At 44.3% G+C, this 23,959-nt stretch carries 19 protein-coding genes and 2 pseudogenes; 16 read left to right on the forward strand and 5 right to left on the reverse strand.

Annotation, left to right across the window (positions count from 1 at the left end; genetic code table 11):
* Window positions 1-87 precede the first annotated feature (87 nt).
* Window positions 88-225: pseudogene (locus F6K64_RS28765) on the reverse strand (transposase); the annotation flags it as partial.
* 461 nt (window positions 226-686) lie between these two features.
* Between F6K64_RS28765 and F6K64_RS28770 the strand changes: the two are divergent.
* Window positions 687-4,556: pseudogene (locus tag F6K64_RS28770) on the forward strand (nSTAND1 domain-containing NTPase); the annotation flags it as partial.
* Between the two features lie 209 nt (window positions 4,557-4,765).
* On the opposite strand, the gene F6K64_RS28775 reads toward F6K64_RS28770, so the two are convergent.
* The 3 genes from F6K64_RS28775 to F6K64_RS28785 all read right to left on the reverse strand — a co-directional run bounded on the left by F6K64_RS28775 (window position 4,766) and on the right by F6K64_RS28785 (window position 9,223).
* Window positions 4,766-5,602 carry an Rpn family recombination-promoting nuclease/putative transposase gene (locus tag F6K64_RS28775; RefSeq protein ID WP_008187325.1) on the reverse strand — a complete coding sequence of 279 codons (837 nt, stop codon included), beginning with the start codon at window positions 5,600-5,602 and terminating at the stop codon, window positions 4,766-4,768.
* Between the two features lie 126 nt (window positions 5,603-5,728).
* Window positions 5,729-6,706 (reverse strand): ABC transporter ATP-binding protein, encoded by a 978-nt coding sequence (locus tag F6K64_RS28780; protein ID WP_008187326.1) that lies wholly within the window; start codon window positions 6,704-6,706, stop codon window positions 5,729-5,731.
* A 138-nt stretch (window positions 6,707-6,844) separates the two neighbouring features.
* On the reverse strand, window positions 6,845-9,223 hold the full coding sequence (locus tag F6K64_RS28785) for a lytic transglycosylase domain-containing protein (protein ID WP_008187327.1): 2,379 nt from the start codon (window positions 9,221-9,223) through the stop codon (window positions 6,845-6,847).
* A gap of 276 nt (window positions 9,224-9,499) precedes the next feature.
* Between F6K64_RS28785 and F6K64_RS28790 the strand changes: the two genes are divergently transcribed.
* A complete protein-coding gene (locus F6K64_RS28790; RefSeq protein ID WP_008187328.1) occupies window positions 9,500-9,691 on the forward strand; it encodes a hypothetical protein in 192 nt (63 codons plus the stop codon).
* A gap of 125 nt (window positions 9,692-9,816) precedes the next feature.
* Here the strand turns inward: F6K64_RS28790 and F6K64_RS28795 are convergent, their stop codons facing one another.
* Window positions 9,817-10,800 (reverse strand): 3'(2'),5'-bisphosphate nucleotidase, encoded by a 984-nt coding sequence (locus tag F6K64_RS28795; RefSeq protein WP_008187336.1) that lies wholly within the window; start codon window positions 10,798-10,800, stop codon window positions 9,817-9,819.
* A 341-nt stretch (window positions 10,801-11,141) separates the two neighbouring features.
* Here F6K64_RS28795 and F6K64_RS39150 point away from each other — a divergent pair, with 341 nt between their 5' ends.
* From F6K64_RS39150 to F6K64_RS28865, 14 genes are all read left to right on the forward strand, one after another.
* Window positions 11,142-11,348, forward strand: coding sequence for a YqaE/Pmp3 family membrane protein (locus F6K64_RS39150; RefSeq protein WP_008187337.1), 207 nt, complete (start codon window positions 11,142-11,144; stop codon window positions 11,346-11,348).
* A gap of 163 nt (window positions 11,349-11,511) precedes the next feature.
* Complete coding sequence (locus tag F6K64_RS28805; protein WP_008187338.1) at window positions 11,512-11,670, forward strand: YqaE/Pmp3 family membrane protein; 159 nt, start codon at window positions 11,512-11,514, stop codon at window positions 11,668-11,670.
* Window positions 11,671-11,694: 24 nt separating this feature from the next.
* Entirely contained in the window at window positions 11,695-12,195 is a 501-nt protein-coding gene (locus F6K64_RS28810; protein ID WP_008187339.1) for a hypothetical protein, read from the forward strand.
* A 768-nt stretch (window positions 12,196-12,963) separates the two neighbouring features.
* Window positions 12,964-13,536 carry a DUF3727 domain-containing protein gene (locus F6K64_RS28815; protein ID WP_008187340.1) on the forward strand — a complete coding sequence of 191 codons (573 nt, stop codon included), beginning with the start codon at window positions 12,964-12,966 and terminating at the stop codon, window positions 13,534-13,536.
* 66 nt (window positions 13,537-13,602) lie between these two features.
* The gene (gene mltG, locus F6K64_RS28820) at window positions 13,603-14,682 is read left to right on the forward strand and encodes an endolytic transglycosylase MltG (protein ID WP_008187341.1); all 1,080 of its coding nucleotides are present in this window, start codon (window positions 13,603-13,605) and stop codon (window positions 14,680-14,682) included.
* A 748-nt stretch (window positions 14,683-15,430) separates the two neighbouring features.
* A complete protein-coding gene (locus tag F6K64_RS28825; RefSeq protein WP_008187348.1) occupies window positions 15,431-15,982 on the forward strand; it encodes a YqeG family HAD IIIA-type phosphatase in 552 nt (183 codons plus the stop codon).
* A gap of 304 nt (window positions 15,983-16,286) precedes the next feature.
* A complete protein-coding gene (gene grxC, locus F6K64_RS28830) occupies window positions 16,287-16,550 on the forward strand; it encodes a glutaredoxin 3 (RefSeq protein WP_008187349.1) in 264 nt (87 codons plus the stop codon).
* A 155-nt stretch (window positions 16,551-16,705) separates the two neighbouring features.
* Complete coding sequence (gene gshB / locus F6K64_RS28835; RefSeq protein ID WP_008187351.1) at window positions 16,706-17,680, forward strand: glutathione synthase; 975 nt, start codon at window positions 16,706-16,708, stop codon at window positions 17,678-17,680.
* Between the two features lie 69 nt (window positions 17,681-17,749).
* Window positions 17,750-18,217 (forward strand): DUF4870 domain-containing protein, encoded by a 468-nt coding sequence (locus tag F6K64_RS28840; RefSeq protein ID WP_008187370.1) that lies wholly within the window; start codon window positions 17,750-17,752, stop codon window positions 18,215-18,217.
* 33 nt (window positions 18,218-18,250) lie between these two features.
* Window positions 18,251-19,381, forward strand: a complete 1,131-nt coding sequence (locus F6K64_RS28845) for a Gfo/Idh/MocA family protein (protein ID WP_008187371.1) — start codon at window positions 18,251-18,253, stop codon at window positions 19,379-19,381.
* A 308-nt stretch (window positions 19,382-19,689) separates the two neighbouring features.
* Window positions 19,690-20,433, forward strand: a complete 744-nt coding sequence (locus F6K64_RS28850) for a DUF4230 domain-containing protein (protein WP_008187372.1) — start codon at window positions 19,690-19,692, stop codon at window positions 20,431-20,433.
* A 249-nt stretch (window positions 20,434-20,682) separates the two neighbouring features.
* Window positions 20,683-21,057: a DUF2237 family protein gene (locus F6K64_RS28855; RefSeq protein ID WP_008187373.1), complete on the forward strand. Its 375-nt coding sequence runs from the start codon at window positions 20,683-20,685 to the stop codon at window positions 21,055-21,057.
* Between the two features lie 152 nt (window positions 21,058-21,209).
* On the forward strand, window positions 21,210-22,088 hold the full coding sequence (locus tag F6K64_RS28860) for an SDR family oxidoreductase (RefSeq protein WP_008187375.1): 879 nt from the start codon (window positions 21,210-21,212) through the stop codon (window positions 22,086-22,088).
* Window positions 22,089-22,443: 355 nt separating this feature from the next.
* Window positions 22,444-23,928 carry a GMC family oxidoreductase gene (locus F6K64_RS28865; protein ID WP_008187377.1) on the forward strand — a complete coding sequence of 495 codons (1,485 nt, stop codon included), beginning with the start codon at window positions 22,444-22,446 and terminating at the stop codon, window positions 23,926-23,928.
* The last annotated feature ends 31 nt before the right edge of the window (window positions 23,929-23,959 follow it).

A 23,959-nucleotide genomic window follows, 5' to 3' on the forward strand; every position in this document is an offset into this window, starting at 1 on the left:
CTTTTCAAACAGCTCCCATTCTATGTCACTTAATCCTTCAAATCTTCCTGGCATTTATCTGTTCAAGTTTTTCTGATTACTTGATTTTCAGTCTATCAAGTTTTCGGACAATAGTGGGATAGGTTCATAGTCTCTGACCAATCGACGGCACCCCATCAGCCAACCAAAAGTGCGCTCCACTACCCAACGCTTTTTAAGTAGTACGAAGCCAATGGTTATGTTGGGGTCGGAGCACGACTTGTACAATCCAACCGCAGACATCCATGACTGAAGTTCCCCCGTACACATGTACTAAAGAAGTCCAAAAGTACTGCCAATCCTAGCTTTGAGGGTTGTAGAACAATAGTACTACTGGGTACATACTGATTGGGAAAACGGCTGAACCTATTGCTTAGAATAAATTGTAGCGTACTCGTGCAGTGAAGGGTGTAAACTGTTGCCATTTATTTTAGCTTAATTTTGCGCGATAGTTCAATGCAACTCCTCTGCCATGTAAAAACTTGTTTTTGGTTAGCGTATGCACTACAATGGGAACTTAGACTAAAAACATGTGATCCAGCCGAAACTCCCACTACACAAGGCTTAGAGAGATTTGTCCCCAGTAGTACATTAGTTCTACACTATCAAAATGTAAGCGCAGTAAAGCTTTGAGAGACAGGTAGTACGTTTGTACGGGGGAACTTCAGTTAGATAACTTTAATTTAGGTAGCGAACGCGGTCAAGTCGGTAATCATTCCCCTTTTGCTAGTGCATTATTAGAAGCCCTCGAAGGTGCAGCAGATATCTATCCTCCTGCTACGAATGGTAAATCGGCTGGAGATGGGGTAATTACAGCCACAGAATTATATTTATATTTACGGGATACCATCGAAATACCCACAGAAAAATGCCGTCTGCGACAAACGCCCGGTATTTGGTGTTTAAACAAGCACGATAAAGGCGAGTATATCTTTCTTTCTCCGGAACATGAACTTAACTTACCACCAGCACCACCTTTAGATCAGTCACAAAATCCCTATCGTGGTTTAAAGTCCTTTGAGGAGAAACACAGTTCACTGTTTTTCGGTAGAACATTACTAGTAGAAAAGTTAGACTATTTTGTCAAAGCTAATCCCCTGACAGTGGTGTTGGGTGCTTCCGGTTCCGGTAAATCTAGCTTGGTGAAGGCAGGATTAATTCCCAAACTACGGCAAGATAATACTGAGAAATGGTGTATTTTGCCACCCATCCGTCCTGGTGAGACTCCCTTGGAAGCATTAAATAATGTGCTGACTGAAGCTAAGTTACCTAATGTTGAGCCACAAAACCCCCAGCATAACCTGGCAATGAGCATTGATGTTTGGGCGAAAAATAACCCCAACTCTAAGTTATTACTGTTTATTGACCAAAGCGAAGAAATTATTACACTCTGTCAAAACTTAGATGAGCGTAAGGAGTTTTTCCAACAGATACTCACAGCCATCAATGCCCATCGGGATAAATTACGGGTAGTATTAACCCTACGTTCTGATTTTGAACCCCAAGTCAGGGATGCTGGCTTAAAGTTGGCACCGGAAGTACTAAATCAATTGGGAAGCACGGTACTGATAAATCTTTGGCAAAGTGGACGATTTATTGTACCGGCGATGACACGAGGGGAACTAAGGGAAGCGATAGAAAAACCGGCTCAAGCACGGGTAATGTATTTTCAACCCCACGAACTTGTAGAAGAATTGATTAATGAAGTGGCGGATATGCCCGGAGCATTGCCCCTGCTGTCTTTTGCCTTGAGCGAACTTTATCTCAAGTATTTAAAACGACAACGGGGGGCACAATATAGAGGAATCACTATTGATCGGGCCTTGACTCAAGCCGATTATATTGAATTGGGGGGAGTAATGCGATCGCTAACTCAAAGGGCTGATCACGAATATGAGGCGCTAGTTAATGAAAACCCTGCTTATGCCCAAGTTATCCGTCATGTGATGCTGCGGATGGTCGCCCTGACTGGGGGTGAGTTAGCCCGTAGGCGGGTACCGTTATCGGAACTAGAATATCCACCACCGAAAAATGGTTTAGTGAAGGAAGTAATTGAGCGCTTTAGCAATGCACGGTTACTGGTTATTGGAGAAGATGCTGAGGGGAATCCCTATGTGGAACCTGCCCATGATGCTTTGGTGCGGGGTTGGCAAAGGTTGCTGGAGTGGAAGCTTGAGAATGAGGAAAATTTACTTCTACAACGGCGGTTGACTCCCGCAGCCCAGGAGTGGGAAAGCCAGCAACAGGCAAGGTTTCTTTGGAATGCTAACCCTCGTCTTGATTTGTTGAAAAAGGTATATTTATCCGATGATAACTGGCTTAACCAAGTAGAAGCTGAGTTTGTGCGGCGCAGTATTGGGCGAAAAAGCTTTAATACTCGTCGGAATTGGGGTGTTGCGATCGCAGTTATGCTAGGGTTAGGTACGGGTTTGGTCTTTTCTTTGATTGGACAGAGAGAGGTACTGATAGGTCAAGTCAGAACTAATATAAAATCTGCAGAATCGACCTTACCAAACCAAGAGTTGGATGCGTTGCTTAACAGTTTACGGGCAGGGAAAGTTCTTAAAGATTGGCCTGGATACTTATCCCTATTCAAGCCAGAAAGTGAGCTACCGTTTTTAATGGAGCCAGAAAGTGAGCTTCAACATCAATTGTTACGAACTTTGCAAAAGGTATTCTATTTAGCGAAAGAACGTAACCGCATAGAAGTGCCTCAAAACTTTAAGAAGATGTTTTTTAAGGATGGTGAGTTACTGATTGCTACAGCAGGAGATGATGGTATTGTCCGCTTACAAGAGTTGATGGGACAACCACTAGCCCAAGTATTTTCAGGACATACAGGTGAAGTCAATCTTGATATTAATAAGGATGGTCGCTTATTAGCAACCATTGACAAGCAATGTACTGTTCGCCTGTGGAACTTGGAAGAAAAACAGGAAGAGCCACCAAAGCTTATAGCTTCTATCTCACAGTCTAAAGATTGCGAAGTGAGCGGTGAGGTGAGCGGTGAGATCATTTTCAGTCCTGATGGCAAGAAGCTTGTAGCCTATAAAGACCGAACAAGCACTATCTACCTGTGGGACTTAACGGGAAATGAACCGAAGCTATTAAAAAAGGATCAAGACAATTTCAGTAGTATTAGCTTTAACTCCAAGAACCAGCTAGTTGTAGCTGTAGCTAACGAATCTGACTATACCCTCCGCTTGTCAGACTTTGTGTCTGGCAGTCAGTTAGCAGAGTTTAAAGATTTTTATGGGTGTTATTCGTGTGAGAGTCAACTCTTTGGGAACCTCGTTTTTAGCCCTGATGGTACATACTTGGCAGCCGCCTATGGCACTGATAACAGCATTGCCTATGTTGTTAGTTTAGATCATGAATCGTGGGAGAGTTTTAAACCCCTAAGCAGAGCTGCAAGCATCAGTTTTGATGCCAATAGTCGTCTGATTATCGGTCAACAGAATAATGGTATTATTAGTGTTCATGATTTATCTGGGTCTCATTCTTTACAATTTGAACTGAAAGGGCATCAAGGTAGTATTGGTGAGGTTATTTCTAGCTCGAATGGCAGAAAAATTGCTAGTATAGGTGATGACAAGACTATTCGCTTGTGGGAAACAGAGAACAAGCAAGTGGAAGAGTTAATCCCAATTGAGGGGAAGTTTAAAAGTCTCAGCATCAGCCCCGATAGCAAGCAACTAGCTGCTGTAAAAGAAGATGGGAGTGTCCATTTGTTAGATTTGAATGCTAATAATAATAAGTGGGAGCAATTTGCAGATATTCAAGGCATAAGTCAAATCATTTTTAGCCCTGATCGTAAGCAATTGGCTGCTGTAGACAAAGATAATACGATTAGCCTATTAGATCTAAATGGAAAGGAATTGTATCCACCCCGAAAATTCAAAAAACCAATTAGCCAGCTTATTTTTAGCCCTGATAGCAAGCGTCTGGCTGTTATAGAAAATGATGATGGTATAATCCATCTGTTGGATTTGAACAAAAAAAACTGGAAAACCTTGCCCTTCAAATTACCTCTTCGTATCGCTTTTAGCTCGGATGGCAGGCTGTTGGTGGTGGATTTACTAGATGACGAACATGTAGATAAACCCACTATCGTCTTAAAGGAATTGAAGCCTGGTAATGAATTGGATTCTGGGAAGGAATTAGTTCGGTTTAAGGGTGCTGAGAACCCCAGATTCAATAAGAATAGTATTGTTCTTAATACTCAGGGTAACTTATTAGCAGCTATTGCGGACAGCGATTATATCCATGTATGGGATATATCAGGAAAATTATTGACTGCTTTCAAAGGGCAGCAAAAAAACAAATTAACCAGTATAAGTCAAAGTGCTGATGGTAGCTTAATAGCTACCCTTGACCAGAATGGTACTGCAAAGTTGTGGCAGTTTGGAGGATTGGATGAACTCCTATCCAAGAGTTGTGATAGGGTGCGTGACTATCTTGAGAATAACCCCAATGTTGACAAGAGCGATCGCAATCTCTGCGAGAATGTACCAAAATTGGCGATCACCGAAGACTAATCGCACTCCAAAAACTCTTGGCACACAAGTGCGATCACTTGTAGGCAGATTTACTACGGTTGCTTGGGAAGTGCGATTGGCCGTAGGCCACGCTACGCGAGTCACGCTTCGCTTCCGCTAAAAGCGATCGCACTCTCGTTAATCTTGGTTGAGAAGTCGTGCGCTAAACGTAGCTATGCCTCTAGGGCTTATCCCACCGAAAGCATTACCTACGAGTTCGATTTGCTATCAGCAACAGATAGTGAACGCATCCATTCATCCAAATCGTCAGGTTTCGTAAAGTCCAACAACGCTTCCCCCAAAGCTTCAAGCTGAGGGAGGGATAAGGCTTGAACCTGCGCTCGTATTTCTGGGGACACTTCGCCAATGCGACGCAAGAGTTGGCGGAGTATAAGAGATTGTTCCCCTTCGTAACGGCCTTCATCCTTAATGTCTTGATAAATTACAGACTGCTCCATGATATCTCTGCGTAAAACCTGGTTAATGAAGTTCCTCTTTAATAATAGCCCTGCTAGAATCCCAGCGGACGCAGCCACATTGGTCTGTATCCTCATTTCTGGAATCGCCTCAACTCTTGCAGCCACCTGACGCAAGGTTTGAGCAGCGTCGGGGGTTTGTGTCAGCACAGCCAAGGGCAATAACCCCGTCGATTCCAGAAACGGCTGAGTTGGTTGTTCCCATAGCCGAATCACCTCAAATTCGTGACGAGTACCAGGAATCTCAAACGCTGTCTGATAAACGAGTGCAGAAGTTGAACGGGTTAAGTAAATGACCACTTGGCGCATCTGCTTATTGGGAAAACGGCGGAAAACTCTTAGGCGGTAATCTGCCATTCTGAAGGCCATAGTTGAGTCAGGTTTAGTCTGAAACTCGACGTGAAGGACAAAATCATCAGAATTCAGCAAAATCAAAGCATCCGCTCGAATGGGTTCAAGGGACAGTTCAGATGGACTGAGTTGGGTCATGGTGATGGGTTCACCAAGTAACCAGGAGGCAAAATCTTCCGAAAAGCTTTCAGCGAGGAACTTGCAGGTATTATCGAACATTAAACGATTATATCAGAGTGCCCGTCTCAGGGATTCTGCTGGATCCCGACTCCCGACTCCCTCGGTGCGCTTTCCGTAGGCGAATTAAATTCGCCACGGGTCGCACCGCTCCCGACTCCCGACTCCCTACTCCCTCAAACCCGGATTATTCAACTGCTTCATAAAAAACTCTTCCAAAGAAGGACGATTTAAAGTCATATTCATCAATTGGGCATCCATCAGCCGGAGGGAAGCCATAAACTCTTGGGGTTCCCCTCGCAATTGACCGTACCAGCAATCATCCTCAAATTCCAATTCCATCAACCACCGTTTGATAATCTCTATATTCCCACCTTTGCCTTTAACTCGGTAGGTGTTATCGGTACCCAAAAGTTCATCTAACGCTCCCATACAAATTAATTCCCCATTAGCGAGAATAGCGATGCGATCGCATATTTTCTCCACATCTGACAACACATGGCTGTTGAAGAAAATAGTCTTGCCTTGAGCTTTCAGAGACATAATAATTTCCCGGATTTGGTAGCGTCCCATGGGGTCAAGACCGGACATGGGTTCATCGAGAAATACTACTTCTGGGTTATTAATCAGTGCCTGGGCCATACCGATGCGCTGGAGCATCCCTTTAGAATACTGACGTAGTTGTTTCTTGCGTGCTGCTGATTGGGACAATCCTACTAGTTCTAACAGCCGAGGAATGCGTTTACGTTTTACCTCATGGGGAATTTCAAATAGTCCAGCCGTAAAGTGCAAAAATTCCCAGCCAGTGAGATAGTCATAGAAGTAGGGGTTTTCTGGTAAGTAACCAATGCGCTGCTTGACCTTTACATTACCAAGGGGATGTCCCAGTAACCATCCTTCTCCGCCAGTAGGACGGACAATTCCTAGTAAGGTTTTTAAGAGGGTAGTTTTCCCGGCTCCATTTGGACCGAGTAATCCAAAGGTTTCTCCCTGATAGACCGTTAGGGAGCAATTTTTCAGGGATTCAATTTTTTGATTGAGCCAGAAGCCAGTGCGGTAGACTTTGCGCAGTTGGGAGGTCTGAACCACTGGGATTGCTTCAGAGGTGGTGAGTTGGGGGGGGAAAGTGAGAGTAGATTGCTCCATCCTGTTGCTCAGAAATGAGGGATATAATCTATATTTATTTATTCCCTATTTTGGGGGTGTTTGTGTCTATTCTTAATAAAATTCCTGATAGCTGATCGGGTAAGGTCTGGCTGAATGTTTACGGTCAGTCTTGCTGGATTACTCTTGAGCGAAAAAGTCTACTAACTGCTGACCAACCTCAGGATTGTATAAGCGTAAGTAATTCCAGTAATTACCCAAAACTTGCTTGACATAGTTTCTGGTTTCACTAAAGGGTATAGTTTCCACAAATTCATCTAAATCAATGGGTTCATTTTCCTTTAGCCATTTCCCTACATTACCTTGACCAGCATTGTAACTAGCAATGGCGAATGCGGAGTTATCCTTATACACGCGATGGCTATGGGCAAGAAACCAGGTTCCTAGTTTAATATTATCGTTGGGATTATCGAGTTTATAGTCGTTAAAATTGATGGATTTCCCTACCCAAGCTGCAGTACTGGGCAACATTTGCATTAAGCCCATGGCACCAGCAACTGATGTAATGTTTGCCTCAAATCGGGACTCTTGACGAATTAAGGATATAACCAGTAGAGGATTAATGTTACGCTGTTTTGACTCGGTTTCGATTATCTCTAGATAGGGAAAGGGATAGAGGGCTTGCCAGTAAGCCGGTTTTTTCCTGATTTTCTGGTACTGCTCCTGTTCTTGGGAGGTTTCTCGGTCTTCGAGAGTCTCTACCTCGGAAATTCCTTTGAGGTATTCTCCCATCGCCAGCCTGAACAAGCCATCAGTAAACTGTTGTGGCACAGTCGGCTTGAGGCGAGTTTGAAATTCCCCTTGCCATAGGCTCCAAGCATCCTGGTCTTGACCAAGCTGATACAATTCCTTCAAAGCTGCTGAGCCCACAGGTAACTCGGGTCGCACCGTTGGCCAGTTTAACGTAAGGGATGACTGGCGCAGTGTGGTAAAGTCTCCCACATCCCAACCCAACTGTACCGCTGAGCGCCAAGCATAGTATGATTGAATATGATTGGTAATTACCTGCTTAAACGCTGCTTCGGCTTCCTGCTTCCGTCCTAGCTGAGTTGCCCATTTTCCCGACCAAAACCCTGCCCGACGGGCGATCAGACTGTGGGGATTATCCTTAAGGATCGGCTGAACGTTATGCCAAGCTGTCAGGATGTCTCCGTTTTGTGCCGCCTCTTGAGCCATCTGCCAGCGATAGTCCGCTGCTGCATCAGAATTGCTATAGTTGTCGATTAACAATTGATAGGCTTGCTCAGCAGCGTTGGGACTTTTGAGTTGCTCTAGAGTTTTGGCTTTGGCCAAAAGTGCCTCAGCAGCTCGGTCGGGAAAGCGATCGATAACTTGGTCTAAATACGGGATCTTGTCAATGGGTGGTTCTAGTTCAGCTAGTTGGAGATAAGCCAAGGCAGTTTCCTTGGCATCGGGAAATTCCTCGACCATCTTTTTATAAGCCAGTTTAGCTGCTCTGGGCTTTTGAGCATACTGAAGTGCTCTAGCCCCTAAGTAGCTATGCTTAGGTAATGGTTTAGCATTGCCATAAGCAGCACTGGCTTGAGCATATTTGCGGTCTTTCCAATAGGCTAATGCGATCGCTTCCCAATCTTTCGGCTGGATTATAGCACGATTTTTATCATCGACAGATTTTCCGTAATTACTAACTAGTTGATCTAGCACTAGGGTAACCCCTGGTTGGTCAAAGGTATACCTGGCTAATAACAGCATCAGTTCAGGTTGATTGGGCTGATCCTTAAGCTTTTGCTGGATTAATTCAATGATGCGAGGATGAGAAGGATAGTTTTTCAGTGCTCGTTCCCAGTATTTTGGCTCTTCCGCAGAAAAGTCATACATCTGCTGTATTTTTGCCAACCAGGGCTGCTCAAAACTCCAGATGGTGCTGGCATATTTCGGAGCAATAGATTCCTTTTCTGGTTTGCGGTAGGGTGAATCATCTGACAAGAAGGCATACAAGGCTTCAGCTGCCACTGGCTGATTACCATAGCGTTGGAGCAACTCCTGCCAAGCTTGTTGGGCTTGAGCTTTGTCCCCAGTGAATTGGTAAGCCTGTGCTCGTTTGAGCACAATATGTCCTGCTAATACTGGATATTCCCACTCTAATTTATCTAACCAACGCAGTGCCTCCCTTCCCTGCTGCCCAGCTATAGCATCAACGGCCAATAGGTAACGAGCACGACCACGATTGAGGGATTTTGGTCCAATTGCGATCGCTTCGAGTTGTGCCACCCGCTCCTCGGGGGATTGAGATGCTAGTTTTAGTACTGTAGTGTCCTTGGGATTTCTGCGCCCCATGATTTGCTGGGGGAGCAACACTACCCAACTGGTTAATCCTAGCGGGTTCTTGGGATCAATCAACACTAAGATGCTGATCGAGATCAGCAGTAGGCTCAATCCCACACTAGACGCTAGTAGGATTTGTCGTCTGGTACGCTGCCGCAATTGCTGGCGCAATAAAGGATAGTAGCGGGAGAATTTCAAACGTGACCGTTTCATAGAGCCTCCTTCTGATGCACGTCCATATTAGGATGAGATTTTGGGAATAGAAAGCTCTGTGACATCATCTCCGGCAGCATTGGTATTGTTAAGCTTGAGTAATTGGTGATTATGATCACTCAACGAGCCATTACCAATGCACCATTACTCTGACCCAAAAACACCTTTAACTATAAACACTACTGAAAGAACCGGACAGGATCTGACATTCCAACCTCTATTCCTTTAACCATATTTAGGAACCCCACAACCGTGCTGTGATTTGATAGAAGACTTATGGAACGCGGAAAAATAGTTGCTATTATAACTGGAGCTATATCGATATTGCTAGCGATCGCTTACTTAATTATTGTCCAGCTGCTGGATTTTCGAGGAGAGATGATCCCTGCTCCAGTCAGCCAATCATTAAACTGGGGATATTGGATTGGGTATTTCCCACCAATTGTTGCGCAATGGTTAATCCCTTAATAAAGCGATAAGTGTGAATGAAACTCCCCGCGCGTAAACGCGCGGGGATGCTTGGGCAAGAGAAATACTATTCCCTTGCCGGATCGTTGCCCTAGGTTCTGATCTGCCCTGTGCTTTAGCTGTTTCTAGTTAGCTGTATCCCGCAGTGCTGCCAACACCGTCTCATGAATCACACCATTGCTGACAACCACACCCTGATTTTCAACTAGCTTAGAACCGATCGAAAAGTTCAGGGGCTTGCCATGCATATCTGTAACAAGCCCACCAGCTTCCTCCACAACAATGGTGCCTGCAGCATGGTCCCAAATTTTCTCACGGTAGTTGGGATACTTCGATGACGGTAAACGTAGGTAAAGGGCTGCTTGACCAGAGGCAACCGCACCATACTTAGCCTGAGAATCCATCCGCAGGGAATCTGCAGTAATTCCCACCGCCTTAGCTACCAAATCTTGCCGAGAATGGTCACCATGACCAGACTCCACGCTTTCGACGAACCGGAGTTCTGCTGTATTGTCAGCATCAGTGACTTGAATCGATTCGGGTTCCCCACCACTAATCGGTACCATGGTTGCTCCCTGACCCCGTACTGCCACAAATAGCACACCCCGTTCACCATCTGGTTGTGCTAGGTTGACGGGTAAAGCTGGGCAAGCTAGCACTCCTACTTTCACTTCACCTTGTTCTACCAAAGCCAAGGCAACAGCATATTGATCATTACGCAGAAACCCTTTGGTGCCATCAATCGGGTCTAAGGTCCAGTAGCGAGGTCCAATCTCTCCATTGCCTAGATTAATCCAACTAACCACTGCCTCAGGAGTAGCATCATTAGTTACAGATTGCACATAACTGGTTACCTGTGCCAACTGATTCGCCATGGTTGGTTCCACCAAATCAGCAGCATCTTCTTCACCCACTACTGGATCATTAGGAAAGCCTTGGGCAAGTAAGCGGCAAATCACTGCCTGAGACCCATAATCGGCAACAGTGACAGGGCTTTTGTCACTTTTTTCCATAGCTTGAGTCACCCGTTCACTCCGGACTTGCTCACAAATTTTGGCAGCGGCTAAGGCTGCCTCAATCGCAACCTGTTTCTCTTGTTGATAAGACATTGTAAATAACTGCTCCTAAGGGCGAAAAGGTTTTTTGAAGTTTTTTTGGTCATGGGTAATAGGTATAGCTAATAGGTAATAGTCCCTTGAGTAATCACAAATCCCAATTAGGGATTACCTATTACTGACTACGAACTGCCTGGTTTTAAAGGCTTGTGGCCTAGCAGCATGTTTTTCCCTGACCTTAGGGACAGAGCTAGGAACTGGCAGTCATTCATAGGTGTCATAACCATTACAAAGGGGGAACTAATCTCCATTGCTGGCATCTTAGCTAGGAAATTCCGGATTAAGAGGAAATTACCAGGGAATTAACTAAGAGCAGTAATCGAGGTACAACAATAATGTATTTCATCCGGATCATCTGTGCCATTTTCCTGCCACCACTTGGTGTGTTCTTGCAAGTGAGTTTTGGCAAGTCATTTTGGCTTAATATTCTGTTAATGGTATTGGGTTTCATTGTAGGCACTCAACTTGGTTTTCCCAAATATGGTGTAGTGCCTGCCATACTCCATGCCGTATGGGTGACTGCTAATCAATATCAGGATTAAACTGTTTACTAGGGACTCTGCCCTAACCGAACACAGAACAGGGATTATAGGTCCGGTAACCCGGCTCTAAAACTAGAAGAATTTGGCACAATGGAAGTGAGTACGCAAACGCAGTGCTTAAGGCAATCAGCCTTGTCCTAACAAACACCAAAGGTATACCAGAATGGATTTAATTCGGATTTTATGTGCTATTTTCCTGCCACCACTGGGAGTATTTTTGCAAGTGGGTATTGGCTGGCCCTTTTGGATAAATATTCTTTTAACCCTATTGGGGTACATTCCAGGTATTATCCATGCCGTTTGGGTGATTGCCAAGAGATAAAATAAAGGATTAGACTGACTACAAATGTACAGTTCAAAACAATCATCCCAACCTGTGAAGTATAAGGCTTTGAACTATCAGGGAGTCTACCCCTGCCCAGTCTGTCGTGTGGGTCAGATTCAAAATTTATCGTTAATGGAAGCTTTTGCCTGTCACGAGTGCCGCCACATTTTCACTGCTGATCTCGAAAGGCAAATACTCAAAATAACCGATCGGCAGCCCCCAATGACCTGGCACTGGAATGGCAAAAAGTGGACAGGGGCCCATCTAGAGGGGGTTGAATGGGGATGGGTGAATTGGTTCTTAGCCTTGGCATTTGTAGTTTGTCCAACGACCTTAATTGGGGCAGCCGTTTATATGTTTCCCCCTGCCCCAGATAGTCCTGTATCTTGGCTTCCAGCTGCTTGGGTAGGGTTAACGTTTTTATGCCATCTGGCAATCGTTGTCTGGTTGGTGATGGAATTTTATCAATTTCCAGTTTGGGAGTACTTGAGAATTGGACGGCAGCGAATTATGGGTCGTTAGTTCTGTTAATTAACTTGAAAATAGTGCTGAGTATTGTTAAGAATAACACCCTTATATTTTCATCCTTTATAGTTTATAATTACTAATTCATACTTGCTCAGGCTCACAGCTCTAGCCGTTTACGTGTAAATTAAGTATAATTGGTTACAAAATTGAGTAATCCTGCTATAAGATAGGGGGTTGCTAAGCTGATGTGCATTTAAAGTTGGTTATTACCTGTTCCCAGATCCCCGCTATCCGAAGTTCCCTTCGAGTAATTTAGGTCTCCCAATCTAAATTCTGAACAGCTTAGTGCTAATTATGCTCGCGTAGCGGCTCGGAAAGAGCATCGCAACCCATGGCACTAAAACCTTTTGGCTGAGCTGATTTCCTAGAGCAACACATTCTTCTGCTCATGTTAAGTCCCACTGATTAGTTATACTTATAGGTTGCTAACAACACTTTTTTGCAACTGATTGACCGTAGGTCACGCTACGCGAACGCTATGATTGAAGAATGTGCAATTTTTAGCCATACCATAGTCAACTAATGCTTATGCTCACAGAAAGCCCATCATTGTATAAATAGTATAGACTAACCCATTCAAAGACAACTGCTGGAACTATCGTACTTGGTTTTGGTGCTATCCTGATGGGAAGCAGTCTACACTTGAGCGTACTGTCGCTTACTGTCAAAGCGTACTGTCGCGTACTGTCAAAGCGTACTGTCAAAAGGGAGGTTGGATTTCTTTCCACGACCACTTGACCACTAATAGACACATTAAGTGCCATGTTTTCATCTCAATCCCCCCAAGAAAATGGGGAATCTCCAAAAGGGGACATTACGCTGAAGGACGCTAACGGTAAAACTCTCGAATGTTACATTGAGCATTCCCTAGAGCTGGAGGGTTGTGAATACCTTCTGCTGTTACCTGTGGACTCACCCATAGAAATTGTTGCTTGGGATGATGATGAAGACTTAGCTGATGCCTCTCTAGTTGAAGATGAAGCTGAGCTTGACTTGATCTTCCCTGACGCCCAAGCTGTTCTGGCTGAGCAAAATCTTCAGCTCAAGCGCACCGCTTTTACCTTAACTGTTGCTGGTGAGTTGCCACCAGTGGACGAAGATGACATTCTCACCCTGGAAATTGAAGACGATAATGTTCCGATGGAAGCAGAGGAACTACAGGAGCTAGCGAGCTTTTATTACAAAGAACAAGAGTATGGCATTTATACGCCTGTAGAACCACTCCTGTTTTTTGCTCGCTCCAACCAATCTGGTCAACCCGAGTTACTGTCTACAGAGGAAATTAAACAAGTTCAGCCATTGCTCGAAGAACTGCTATTCGATGATCTTGATTAGGAGACAAGAACTCGGGTTGACCCCTTAAACGATTCAGGGGAAACTAGTGTTTTGGTGTATAAGAGTATGAAAACTCTCAAAAGCATCTCCAATAGGTTTTTTTATTTCGTTCTGTTGCCAACGACCCTTGGTCTTTGTGCATGGCAGGGCTGGGAGTGGTGGAGTTGGGTGGTATCCCCACCTGTTAAAGCACAATCTTCCGAAGATGTAGCTCCAACCCTCATAAAAATTGAGATTCCCCCAGGAACCCCAGGTCAGCAAATAGGCAGAGATCTTGAAGCTTCTGGTTTAATTCGCTCAGCCGATGCTTGGAAACTCTGGACTCATTGGCGTCAGCTGCTAGACCGAGATGGTGAGTTTAAAGCTGGAACTTACGAACTATCACCAACTCAACCCCTGCCAAAAATCGCCGAAACGATTTGGAAAGGGAAGGTGATGCAGCTGTCTTTCACCATACCGGAAGGGTGGTCGATTCAGCAAATGGCGGATTATTTTGAATCTCTAGGATTTTTCTCGGCTTATGACTTTATCGCTGCTAGTAGCAAAATCCCCTGGGATAAGTACCCTTGGTTGCCCAGTGAGCTCCCTCATCTAGAAGGTTATTTATACCCAGATACCTATAAGTTACCCAGTGATGGCATCTCGCCACAAGCAGTCATCCAACAAATGCTTAATCGATTTGAACAGGTAGCCTTACCAGTATACGAAAAAGGTCAGTACAAAACCCAGCTTAGTATCAATGATTGGGTAACATTAGGGAGCATTGTCGAGAAGGAAGCAGTAGTTGCTGAAGAACGCGATCGCATTGCTGGTGTCTTTACTGAACGGTTGCGGCGAGGGATGAGATTAGAAACCGATCCCACGGTTGAATATGGATTGGGGATTCGACAAACTGCTGATCAGCCCCTGACCTACAAGCAAGTGCGGCAACCCTCCCCTTACAATACCTATCTCAACCCAGGACTACCTCCGACCCCGATTGCCAGTCCTGGAATAGGGAGTTTGAAAGCAACCCTTGATCCCGAAGACACCGAATACCTGTTTTTCGTGGCTCGTTACGATGGCACTCATGTTTTTAGTAAAACCCTAACAGAACATGAAGCAGCTAAAAATGCTATCCGTAGAGAACGGCGAGCAAAGCAATAAACTACAACAACCACTGATCACAGAAGCTTTATCTACTGGGGAGGTTGAGAGAAAAGAATACCCCGTCCTCTTAGGTCTTAAAGTTACCGTAAGGAGAGGGTCGCATTAATCAATGGAGGCGCGCTTTCCGTTTGAAGAATTAAATTCTTCAAACGGAAAGCGCCTCAAGTTTTAACCTTTTTCTGCATTTGAAGTTACCTTAAGAATAAGGCAGCCTTAATCAAACAGTTTTAACCCTTTTTCCCATAGCCGACCAACCAGAAAGGCTGCCTTATTCTAAGGTTTCGTCTTTGAGCCTGCCTCAAAGTTACCGTAAGGATGGTGGAGCCTTAATCAACAAGTTTTAACCTTTTCCGCATAGCCGACTAACCATAAAGGCTCCACCATCCTAAGGTTTCGTCTTTAACCATAAAGGCGACCCTCACAATCAGGTTTCGTCTCCAGGGATGAATTTTCGACAATGTTAATATTAGGAGATAAGGGTGTCAAAAAACTGGGTATTGACCCTACTCAGCTACCGACCGTGCGGGGGAAAGTTACGCCAATGGAGATAACAGCCAATTAGGTTGTGCAAAGGATACCCCATTCCTGCGACGGATGGGGAAGTTCAAAGGTTCAATAGAACTGAATCACTTAACCGTTGCCCGCTGCCATCATCAGGCTGAGCGGGCTTAGTGTATTGACAATTGACGGGTAAGCATCAAAAATCAACAGAGTTACCAACCTTAAATTTATCAGTTAACTAAATATGTCTTGGGTCTCAAAGTTACAACCTGACTTAATCCTTGGTGGCTCCATCTTAGACCTGACACCAGAGATTCTCCAGCAATATCAGCTCTCAGGTCTAGTATTGGATGTTGACCAGACTTTAATACCAGTGACGAAATCCTGTGTTTCTGGAGAAATTGAACGGTGGGTAGAGCAAACTAGAGCGATGGTTTCCCTGTGGCTGGTTAGTAATAACCTCAGTGAACATCGCATTAGCCGTATTGCTTCCTCCCTCGATTTGCCTTACATATATGGAGCTCGCAAACCTTCGCGACGCAAGCTGAAAATAGCTGTAGATGCGATGAACCTACCTATAGACCAAGTGGCAATGGTAGGCGATCGCTTATTTACTGATGTCTTAGCTGGGAATCGACTGGGAATGTTCACCATTCTTGTAGAGCCCATAAGGGATCCGGCTATGAGTAAGTCTTTATACCCAATGCGTGATTTGGAAGTGTGGTTTTCTCAAGCCTTAGGGGTTTCGCTGACCACCATGCAACAAAACTTCAACAAACCTGACAAATCACAATAAACGGAAATATAAAGAAAATATTATAAAAATTACTAAACCAAGATTTGTCGGAAATAATAAGGGGGAGTTGGAAATTGGGTCAGCTTATATAAAGACCCTAGATATGACCAACCTTTTAAATGGGGTCAGCCTATATAAAGACCCTAGCTATAATAAGCGCCTATAACTAATAGACAGCCCAGCCTTGAGGTAATCAGGAGCTGGGCTGTCTATGATTTGGCATTACGTTACTGAGCTGGTGCGCCAAGCTAAACCACTAGTTAAAATTTAAGAAACATTACTTAACAACACGCTACCGCCAACTATGAGCCCAAACGTTGAAATCTACACCTGGAGCAGTTGCCCCTTCTGTATCCGTGCTAAAGGTCTACTAAACAAGAAGGGAGTTGAATTTACTGAATACTCTATTGATGGTGATAACCAGGCACGGGAGAAGATGGCTCAAAGGGCAAATGGAGCACGCTCTTTACCACAGATTTTTATTAATGACCAGCATATCGGTGGCTGTGATGAGCTTCACACTCTGGAATTTCAGGGTAAGTTAGACAACCTCCTCAAGGCAAGCTAACCACTAGGTGATTGAGCATCTAGTCTGTAGGATCGCTAATGGTTATCGGCAATATCCCTGTTACCCGTTCCCCGTTCAAGATCTTGACCAGTATATTCCCCAATCAAATAGTATTGCTGTAGCATAGGGGAATTGGCTGACAGGGGAATTCAACCGTGAAATTTGCGTTTATCATAGACCCTCTCCCGAAACTTGATCCCGGTCACGATACTAGTGTGGCACTGATGGAAGCCGCACAAGAATTAGGTCATGAGGTTTGGGTCACTCAGGCTCAACAATTGAGTGTTATTCAGGGTCAGGCTTGGGGGCTTCTAGAACCTGTGCAACTAACTCCAGCCAAACTCGATGACGGGCATTGGGTCGTCAGTGAGCAGTGGTACCAGACTGGTAAGGCTCTGTTGAAACCTCTAGAGGAGATGGATGCTGTCTGGATGCGGACAGACCCGCCCGTTACCATACCTTACCTCTATGCCACCTATATCTTGGATTACATCAATCCAGATAAAACCTTGGTGATTAATGCACCAACTGGCATCAGGACAGCTAACGAAAAAATGTATGCCCTCCAGTTTCAGGAAGTGATTCCACAGACCATTGTCAGTCAGGATAAATCGGTGATTCGGCAATTCGTTGAGGAAAAAGAGGCAGCAGTACTGAAACCTCTAGGAGGCAAAGCTGGTGAGGGGATTATATTTCTACAGGCAAGCGATCGCAATTTTAACTCCTTGGTGGAAATTAGCACTAAACAGGGTAGTGAGCCAGTGATGGTTCAGGCTTATCTGCCTGCGGCGAAAGATGGAGATAAGCGGATTATCCTCTTGAATGGTGAACCGATTGGAGCAGTAAATCGCATTCCCACAGGTAAGGAATTTCGGGGTAACATGGCTGTGGGTGGTCGAGTAGCGGCTACGGAAATTACTCCCCGAGAGGAAGAAATCTGTGCCCGGCTCTTGCCAAAACTGCAGCAAGATGGCTTATATTTTGTTGGCATAGACGTTATCGGCGGCTACCTCACCGAAGTTAATGTCACCAGTCCTACTGGCATCCGGGAAATTGACCGCTTAGACGGTACTCACCTGGCTAAAGAGGTAATTACCTGGGTTGAGGCAGTGAAAAACAACGGCGGTTAAACAATATAATGGCTTAACCAGACTCTTGAGCAAAGTCATGGGATGTAATGTCGGTTTTGGGTCAGTTTTATGGATCAAGTAACAGTGCCACGGAACGATAGGAAAGCTCGAATCTGGGGGATGCTGTGTCATCTATCCTCCCTGCTATGGATTCCCCTATTGATTATGGGTCTACCTATCCCTTTGGCTAACCTGGCAGGCCCGTTGATGATCTGGTTAAACAAGAGAAATAAATACCGCTTTGTCAAGGTTCACGGTCAAGAATCTATTAATTTTCAAATCTCGATTACCCTGTACGCTACCATTATCCTGACCATATTTACGGCCTTTGCCTGGGCGTTTTTCATCCTGATTGGTGCAATAAAGGGTTTTGACCGTAACTCTTGGTTGGAGCTGTTTAAGCTGATAGAATTCTGGCTATGGTGTCTAGCTAGTATCCTGGGAATCATTGATTCGCTGCTGGTGACTATGGCCTCAATCGCTGCTCAATATGGTAGGGTTTACCGTTACCCATTTACCCTGCGATTTTTAAGATAAGCACTAATAATATAAGTCACGAGATAGTCTAGAATGGCTGAGTTTTCTGCAACAGGTGCAACTGAACAGCTACCTACAATTGGTGTAGCGGTAGTGGGAACTGGATTTGGACAAAAAATCCACATCCCTGGCTTTAAAGCTCATTCCCGGACGGAAGTGGTGGCTGTCTATCACCGAGACCCGGATCAGGCAAATGCGATCGCAAACCAATATGATATTCCCCATGGATGCGATCGCTTAGAAGATATCCTAGCTTTACCGGAAGTAGAAGCAGTTAGCATCTGTACTCCCCCGTTTCTGCACTACGAAATGGCCAAAAGGGTTCTAGAAGCAGGGAAACATCTGCTACTAGAGAAACCGATGACTTTAAGGGCAACCGAAACCGAGGAGCTTTACCAACTCGCTACAGAAAAGGGTGTTGTCGCTATACCTGATTTTGAATTCCGCTTCATCCCCTCATGGCAGCTATTAGCGGAATATCTCGAAAAAGACTATGTCGGTAAAAAGCGTCTGATTAAAATTGACTGCTTATTCTCTAGCCGAGCCAATCCTGAACGCCCCTGGAACTGGTATGCTCAAAAGGATAAGGGTGGCGGAGTACTAGGCGCAATTGGTTCTCACGTTTTTGATTATATTCATTGGCTATTTGGACCAGTGCAGCGGTTGTGTGCTCAAGTGAGTACTGCAATTCCAGCACGACCAGACCCCAATGCTAGCAATTTACTTAAGCCAGTAGATGCTGATGACACCTGTCTGTTATTACTGGAATTGGCAGATGGTACCCCTTGTCAACTCAGTATTAGTTCCGTAACCTATGAAGGGCGAGGTCACTTTGTAGAGGTTTATGGCGATCGCGGCACCTTAGTTTTAGGCAGTAACAATCTCAAAGACTACGTTCATGGATTTCGTCTGTGGGCAGCTACCGCAGGTCAATCCTTGATGGAAGTAGAAATTCCCCAGCGACTAGCATTTCCTGAAACCTATCTCGATGGTCGTTTAGCCCCATTTATCCGGGTGGTTGACCATTGGGTGCAAGCCATTGACAATGGTAGCGTCACTACACTATCTCTCAAAGAAGGAGTGTACTCCCAGATGTTAATGGATTTAACCCATGAGTCCCATGAAACTAGAAGTTGGGTTGAGGTAGATAAGCACAAGTATTAAGCATCAAGTATGAAAGAATAGAGACGAGGTACTTTAGCCAATCGATAACTGCTATATAACAACATAGCAGTTGCTTACAAGCAATCGCTCCATAGAATTGTTAATCAGGCTATTCGGTACCTATTATGCTAGTCTTTTAACTTGAATCAATCGCCTAAAACTAGGTGTATAGGTTTGATATTTTTATAATAGATTTTTTACACTAAATATAATTTAGTTATTCTTATATAATAGCATAGATTGAGAATAACTAACTGTTAATAATTAAAGTTCATAATTCCTGACGATAATTTTTAAGGTAAACAAAAATGAAAAGTCAGCATCAAAAGCATCAGTTACTTAGCATTATCTCTAGTATACCTAGAGGTTTGATTTTGATGAGCACAGGGGGCATGATAATCACGACGCTAATTATAGGAGTGGTGATGTGGCGCACTAGCTCCCGCTTGTTTGAACAAGTTAATGGTCTATTCGACTTATCACAATTAAACTTATCACAGCCAGAACCAGATGTGGATGTCAGAAACGTTGTGGTTAATAAAGTTCGTGATGTTAGTGAATTGACCACTGCTGTGTTTAGCATGGAGGCGGTGGTCCCAACTCGTCAAGATAGAAACTTAGGACAATATCGCTTAGCGTCAACGACATTACTCTATATTGCTTATGGGGAAGTGCGAGCTGGGGTTGATTTAGGGAAATTAAGCGTCGATGATGTCAAAGTCAGCAATGACTCGATCCAAGTGCAGTTACCAGCGCCCCAATTACTGGATAGCAAGATTGATGTTACCCGTTCCCAGATTTACGACTACAACCGAGGATTTTTGGGTCTCGGACCTGATGTTGCTCCTCAATTACAGATGCTAGCTCAACAGCAAACCCTCCGGAAAATTCAGGCTACTGCTTGTCAGCAAGGTGTGCTAGAGCAAGCTAATCAAAGGGCGCAATTAGTGGTTACTAATTTATTGATGACAGCTGGTTACAAAACCGTAGATGTAAAGCTTCAACCTTCATCACCATCGATGTGTATGGCAGCTTCGTCTCTAGCATCTTAGTATAGTCTTTGGTAAGTATTCAGCAGTCAGCTCTCAGCAGTCAGCTCTCAGCAGTCAGCTCTCAGCTAAAAAAAAATTATTTACCGTAGCGTGGCACAGGCTTCGACTATTAAAAAGCTGATAACTGATAGCTGAATGCTGAACGCGCACGCGTGCGCGTAGCGCATTAGCTGAATGCTGACCACTGATAGCTAATAGCTTACAACAAAATACCAACATTATTGGCTTAAATAAAGTTTACTATTTATCATGAACAATGATGCCAAAAACGTCCTTGGCGGAACACTAAAAGTGTGCTGCACATTTCCGATGACGGGATTTTTTCGGAATGGAAAATGTGATACAGGACCATCTGACGTTGGTGTACATATCGTTTGTGCAGAAATGACTGCAGAGTTTCTCTCCTTTACTCAGTTAAGGGGCAATGATTTGAGTACACCATCCCCTATATATAATTTTCCTGGTCTTAAACCCGGAGATCAATGGTGTTTGTGTATCAGTCGTTGGAAGGAGGCGCTGGATGCTGGAGTTGCGCCACCGGTGATTTTGTCAGCAACCCATGAAGCAGCGCTTGATTACATTCCTTTAGAGGTATTTAAGGAACACGCTATTATTAACCGCTAACCGTCGATGGTTGACTGGAAAGGGTGCATATCATTAAAGCTGTTTGACTCTGTGGTGCGTTACGGGGCGGACTATCCCAGCGCTGGCTACGAGGCGAAAAATAAGGGCAAGTCCGCCCCTAACGCACCCTACGCACCTAACCCTAAATTTTGATGAGAAAAAAACTCTTAGTCACAGGAGCTAGCGGTTTTCTAGGATGGAACCTTTGTCAGCTCGCCAAAGAACAATGGGATATTTATGGAACGTATTTTTCCCAAACGATAGATATTCCGGGAATAACCTTGGTAAAGGCTGACTTGAGAGAATTTCAGGAGATAAAGCATCTGTTTGCTGAGATTCAACCAGCAGGAGTAATTCATACCGCAGCTCAATCTAAACCTAATTTTTGCCAGACCCATCGAGAGGAATCATACTCGATTAATGTTACAGCTTCTATCAATATTGCTCGACTAAGTGCAGATTATGATATCCCTTGCGTGTTTACCTCTACTGACTTGGTCTTCGATGGTTTAAATCCTCCTTATCTGGAAACTGATCCGGTATCGCCTATCAGCTATTACGGTGAGCAAAAAGTGATGGCAGAAGAAGGGATGCGATCGCATTATCCTAAAGTCGCGATTTGCCGCATGCCCTTAATGTTTGGTATAGTTCCCCCTACTGCTAGTAGCTTTATCCAACCCTTTCTCAAAATCATCAGAGAAGGGCGACCCTTGAGCTTATTTACCGATGAAATTAGAACCCCTGTCAGTGGCACAACAGCAGCCAAGGGATTGTTATTAGCTCTAGAGAAAGTCCAAGGTCTAGTTAATCTGGGCGGAAAAGAACGGATCTCCCGCTATGACTTTGGTTGCCTGATGGCTGAGGTGTTTGAACTTTCCCAAGATAACTTAGGACGCTGTCTACAAAAAGATGTACCGATGGCTGCTCCTAGATCTCCCGATACTTCATTGGATAGTTCATTAGGATTTAGTTTGGGATATCAACCGTTATCAGTGCGGGAGCAATTGGAAGGGTTAAGGGGGAAAGTGTAATTATGTAAGCGGTCAGCGGTCAGTGGTCAGCCATCAGTGGTTAGCAGTCAGCGGTCAGCTTTGTGGTAAAGGCTTCGACGCTATGACTTTCGTGAGTATTAAACTAATACTTACCTATTTTATTCAACAACTGATTACTGATAGCTAACCGTTGATAGCTGAATGCTTAGGGGGTGATTTCCCTACCCGTAGTTGCAGTAGCCTGCGCCAATGCGCAATGCAAAAACAGTAGAATCTAATATTGATAGATTAATGAGAATTGAAAGTCTTCATCAAAGTTCTTGGCCTTGGCCAATTGCTATCAGCTTAAGCTGATAGCAAAATTAATTAGCAGATTCTACTGGGAGCAGTCAATATGGCAGAAGCAAATTTCATGTATGACTACATTGTGATTGGTGGAGGTTCTGCGGGAAGCATAGTAGCTTCAAAGCTTGCTGCTTCTGACTCAAATTCACAAATTCTCCTGATCGAAGCTGGAAAGCTCCTACTCAATCCCAAGATGTACAACCCAAGTGATTGGTTTGAAGTCCTACAACAACATCCAGAGATTGATTGGGGTTATAAGTCAGTACCTCAAACAAATTTAAACAACCGTGTAATCATGCTGCCCCAAGCAAAAGCCCTAGGTGGGTGTGCATTACATAATGCCATGGTTTATGTCAGAGGTGGACGCTCTGACTTTGATGAGTGGGGTAAGGTAGCACCCGGTTGGTCATGGAATGATGTACTACCGCACTTTGAAAGTGTAGAGCAAATCATTAAGGTTTTGGTGGCTCAGACAGATAATTTGAATTTCATTAACGATTTATTCGCTGCTGCTAACCAGTACGGTTTACCTGAAAATCCTAATTATAATACCAGCGAGAGTCAATATGGATACGCTCCATTTCAGTTCAACAATATCAAAACACTTTCAAAGCTTTTTCGTGAAACCACATTTAACACTTTTTTACCAGCGGTTCATACAAATGTAACTATAATAGCTGAAGCTTTGGTAACCAAGATCCGATTTAATAATACCAAAGCAATTGGTGTTGAATATGTTCAGAAGAACGAAAAATACTTTGCAGGGGTGCGACATGAGGTTGTGCTGAGTGCTGGTGCGATTGCGAGTCCAAAAATCTTGATGCTTTCAGGCATTGGCGACGAAACTGAGTTGGCGAAATTTGATATTCCAGTAGTTGTGAATGTTCCAGAAGTAGGGAAGAATTTACATGATGATCTTTTTGTTAGTGCCGGATTTTCTATTCCCGAAGATAAAGATGTACCAGTGTATTCCTATAGCCTAGCTCCAGCTGTGATTTTCGGCTCTACGGAAAATAGTAGTTCAGTTGTTGATATAGAGTGTTCAGTGGGAGTGGGAACACTCAAAGGTTTCCCTGGCCCAAAAAATTCTTTTTGGTTATGGCCAAATGTCATGCACTTGAAGAGTAAGGGAACTATTACGCTGGGTTCAAGTTCTCCTGATCAAGCTCCTGTTGTTGATCCAAAGTATCTGACAGTGCCAGGAGATCTCCAGTCATGTATAACAGCGCTTCAGTTAGGTATCGATATTGGCAATCAATCCAGCTTGGGGCAATGGCGGGAAAAACAAATTGCTCCAGAACCGGGAACAGATTTCGAGAGTTACATCAGAGAAACAGCTAATACAACACAGCACTATTGCGGAACTTGCAGAATGGGGATTGATCAGAATTCTGTGGTGGATACAGAACTTAACGTTCGAGGAGTATCAGGTCTGCGTGTGATTGATGCTTCTGTCTTCCCATTACCGATAACTGCAAACACAGCAGCAGCAACAATGATGATTGCTGATAAGGGAGGTGACATTTTGACCTGACGGGGTGACAAGGAGCATTCCGCGCCTTACT

Origin of the sequence: Moorena sp. SIO3A2 (assembly GCF_010672265.1) — a bacterium.
Taxonomy (GTDB): Bacteria; Cyanobacteriota; Cyanobacteriia; order Cyanobacteriales; family Coleofasciculaceae; genus Moorena; species Moorena producens.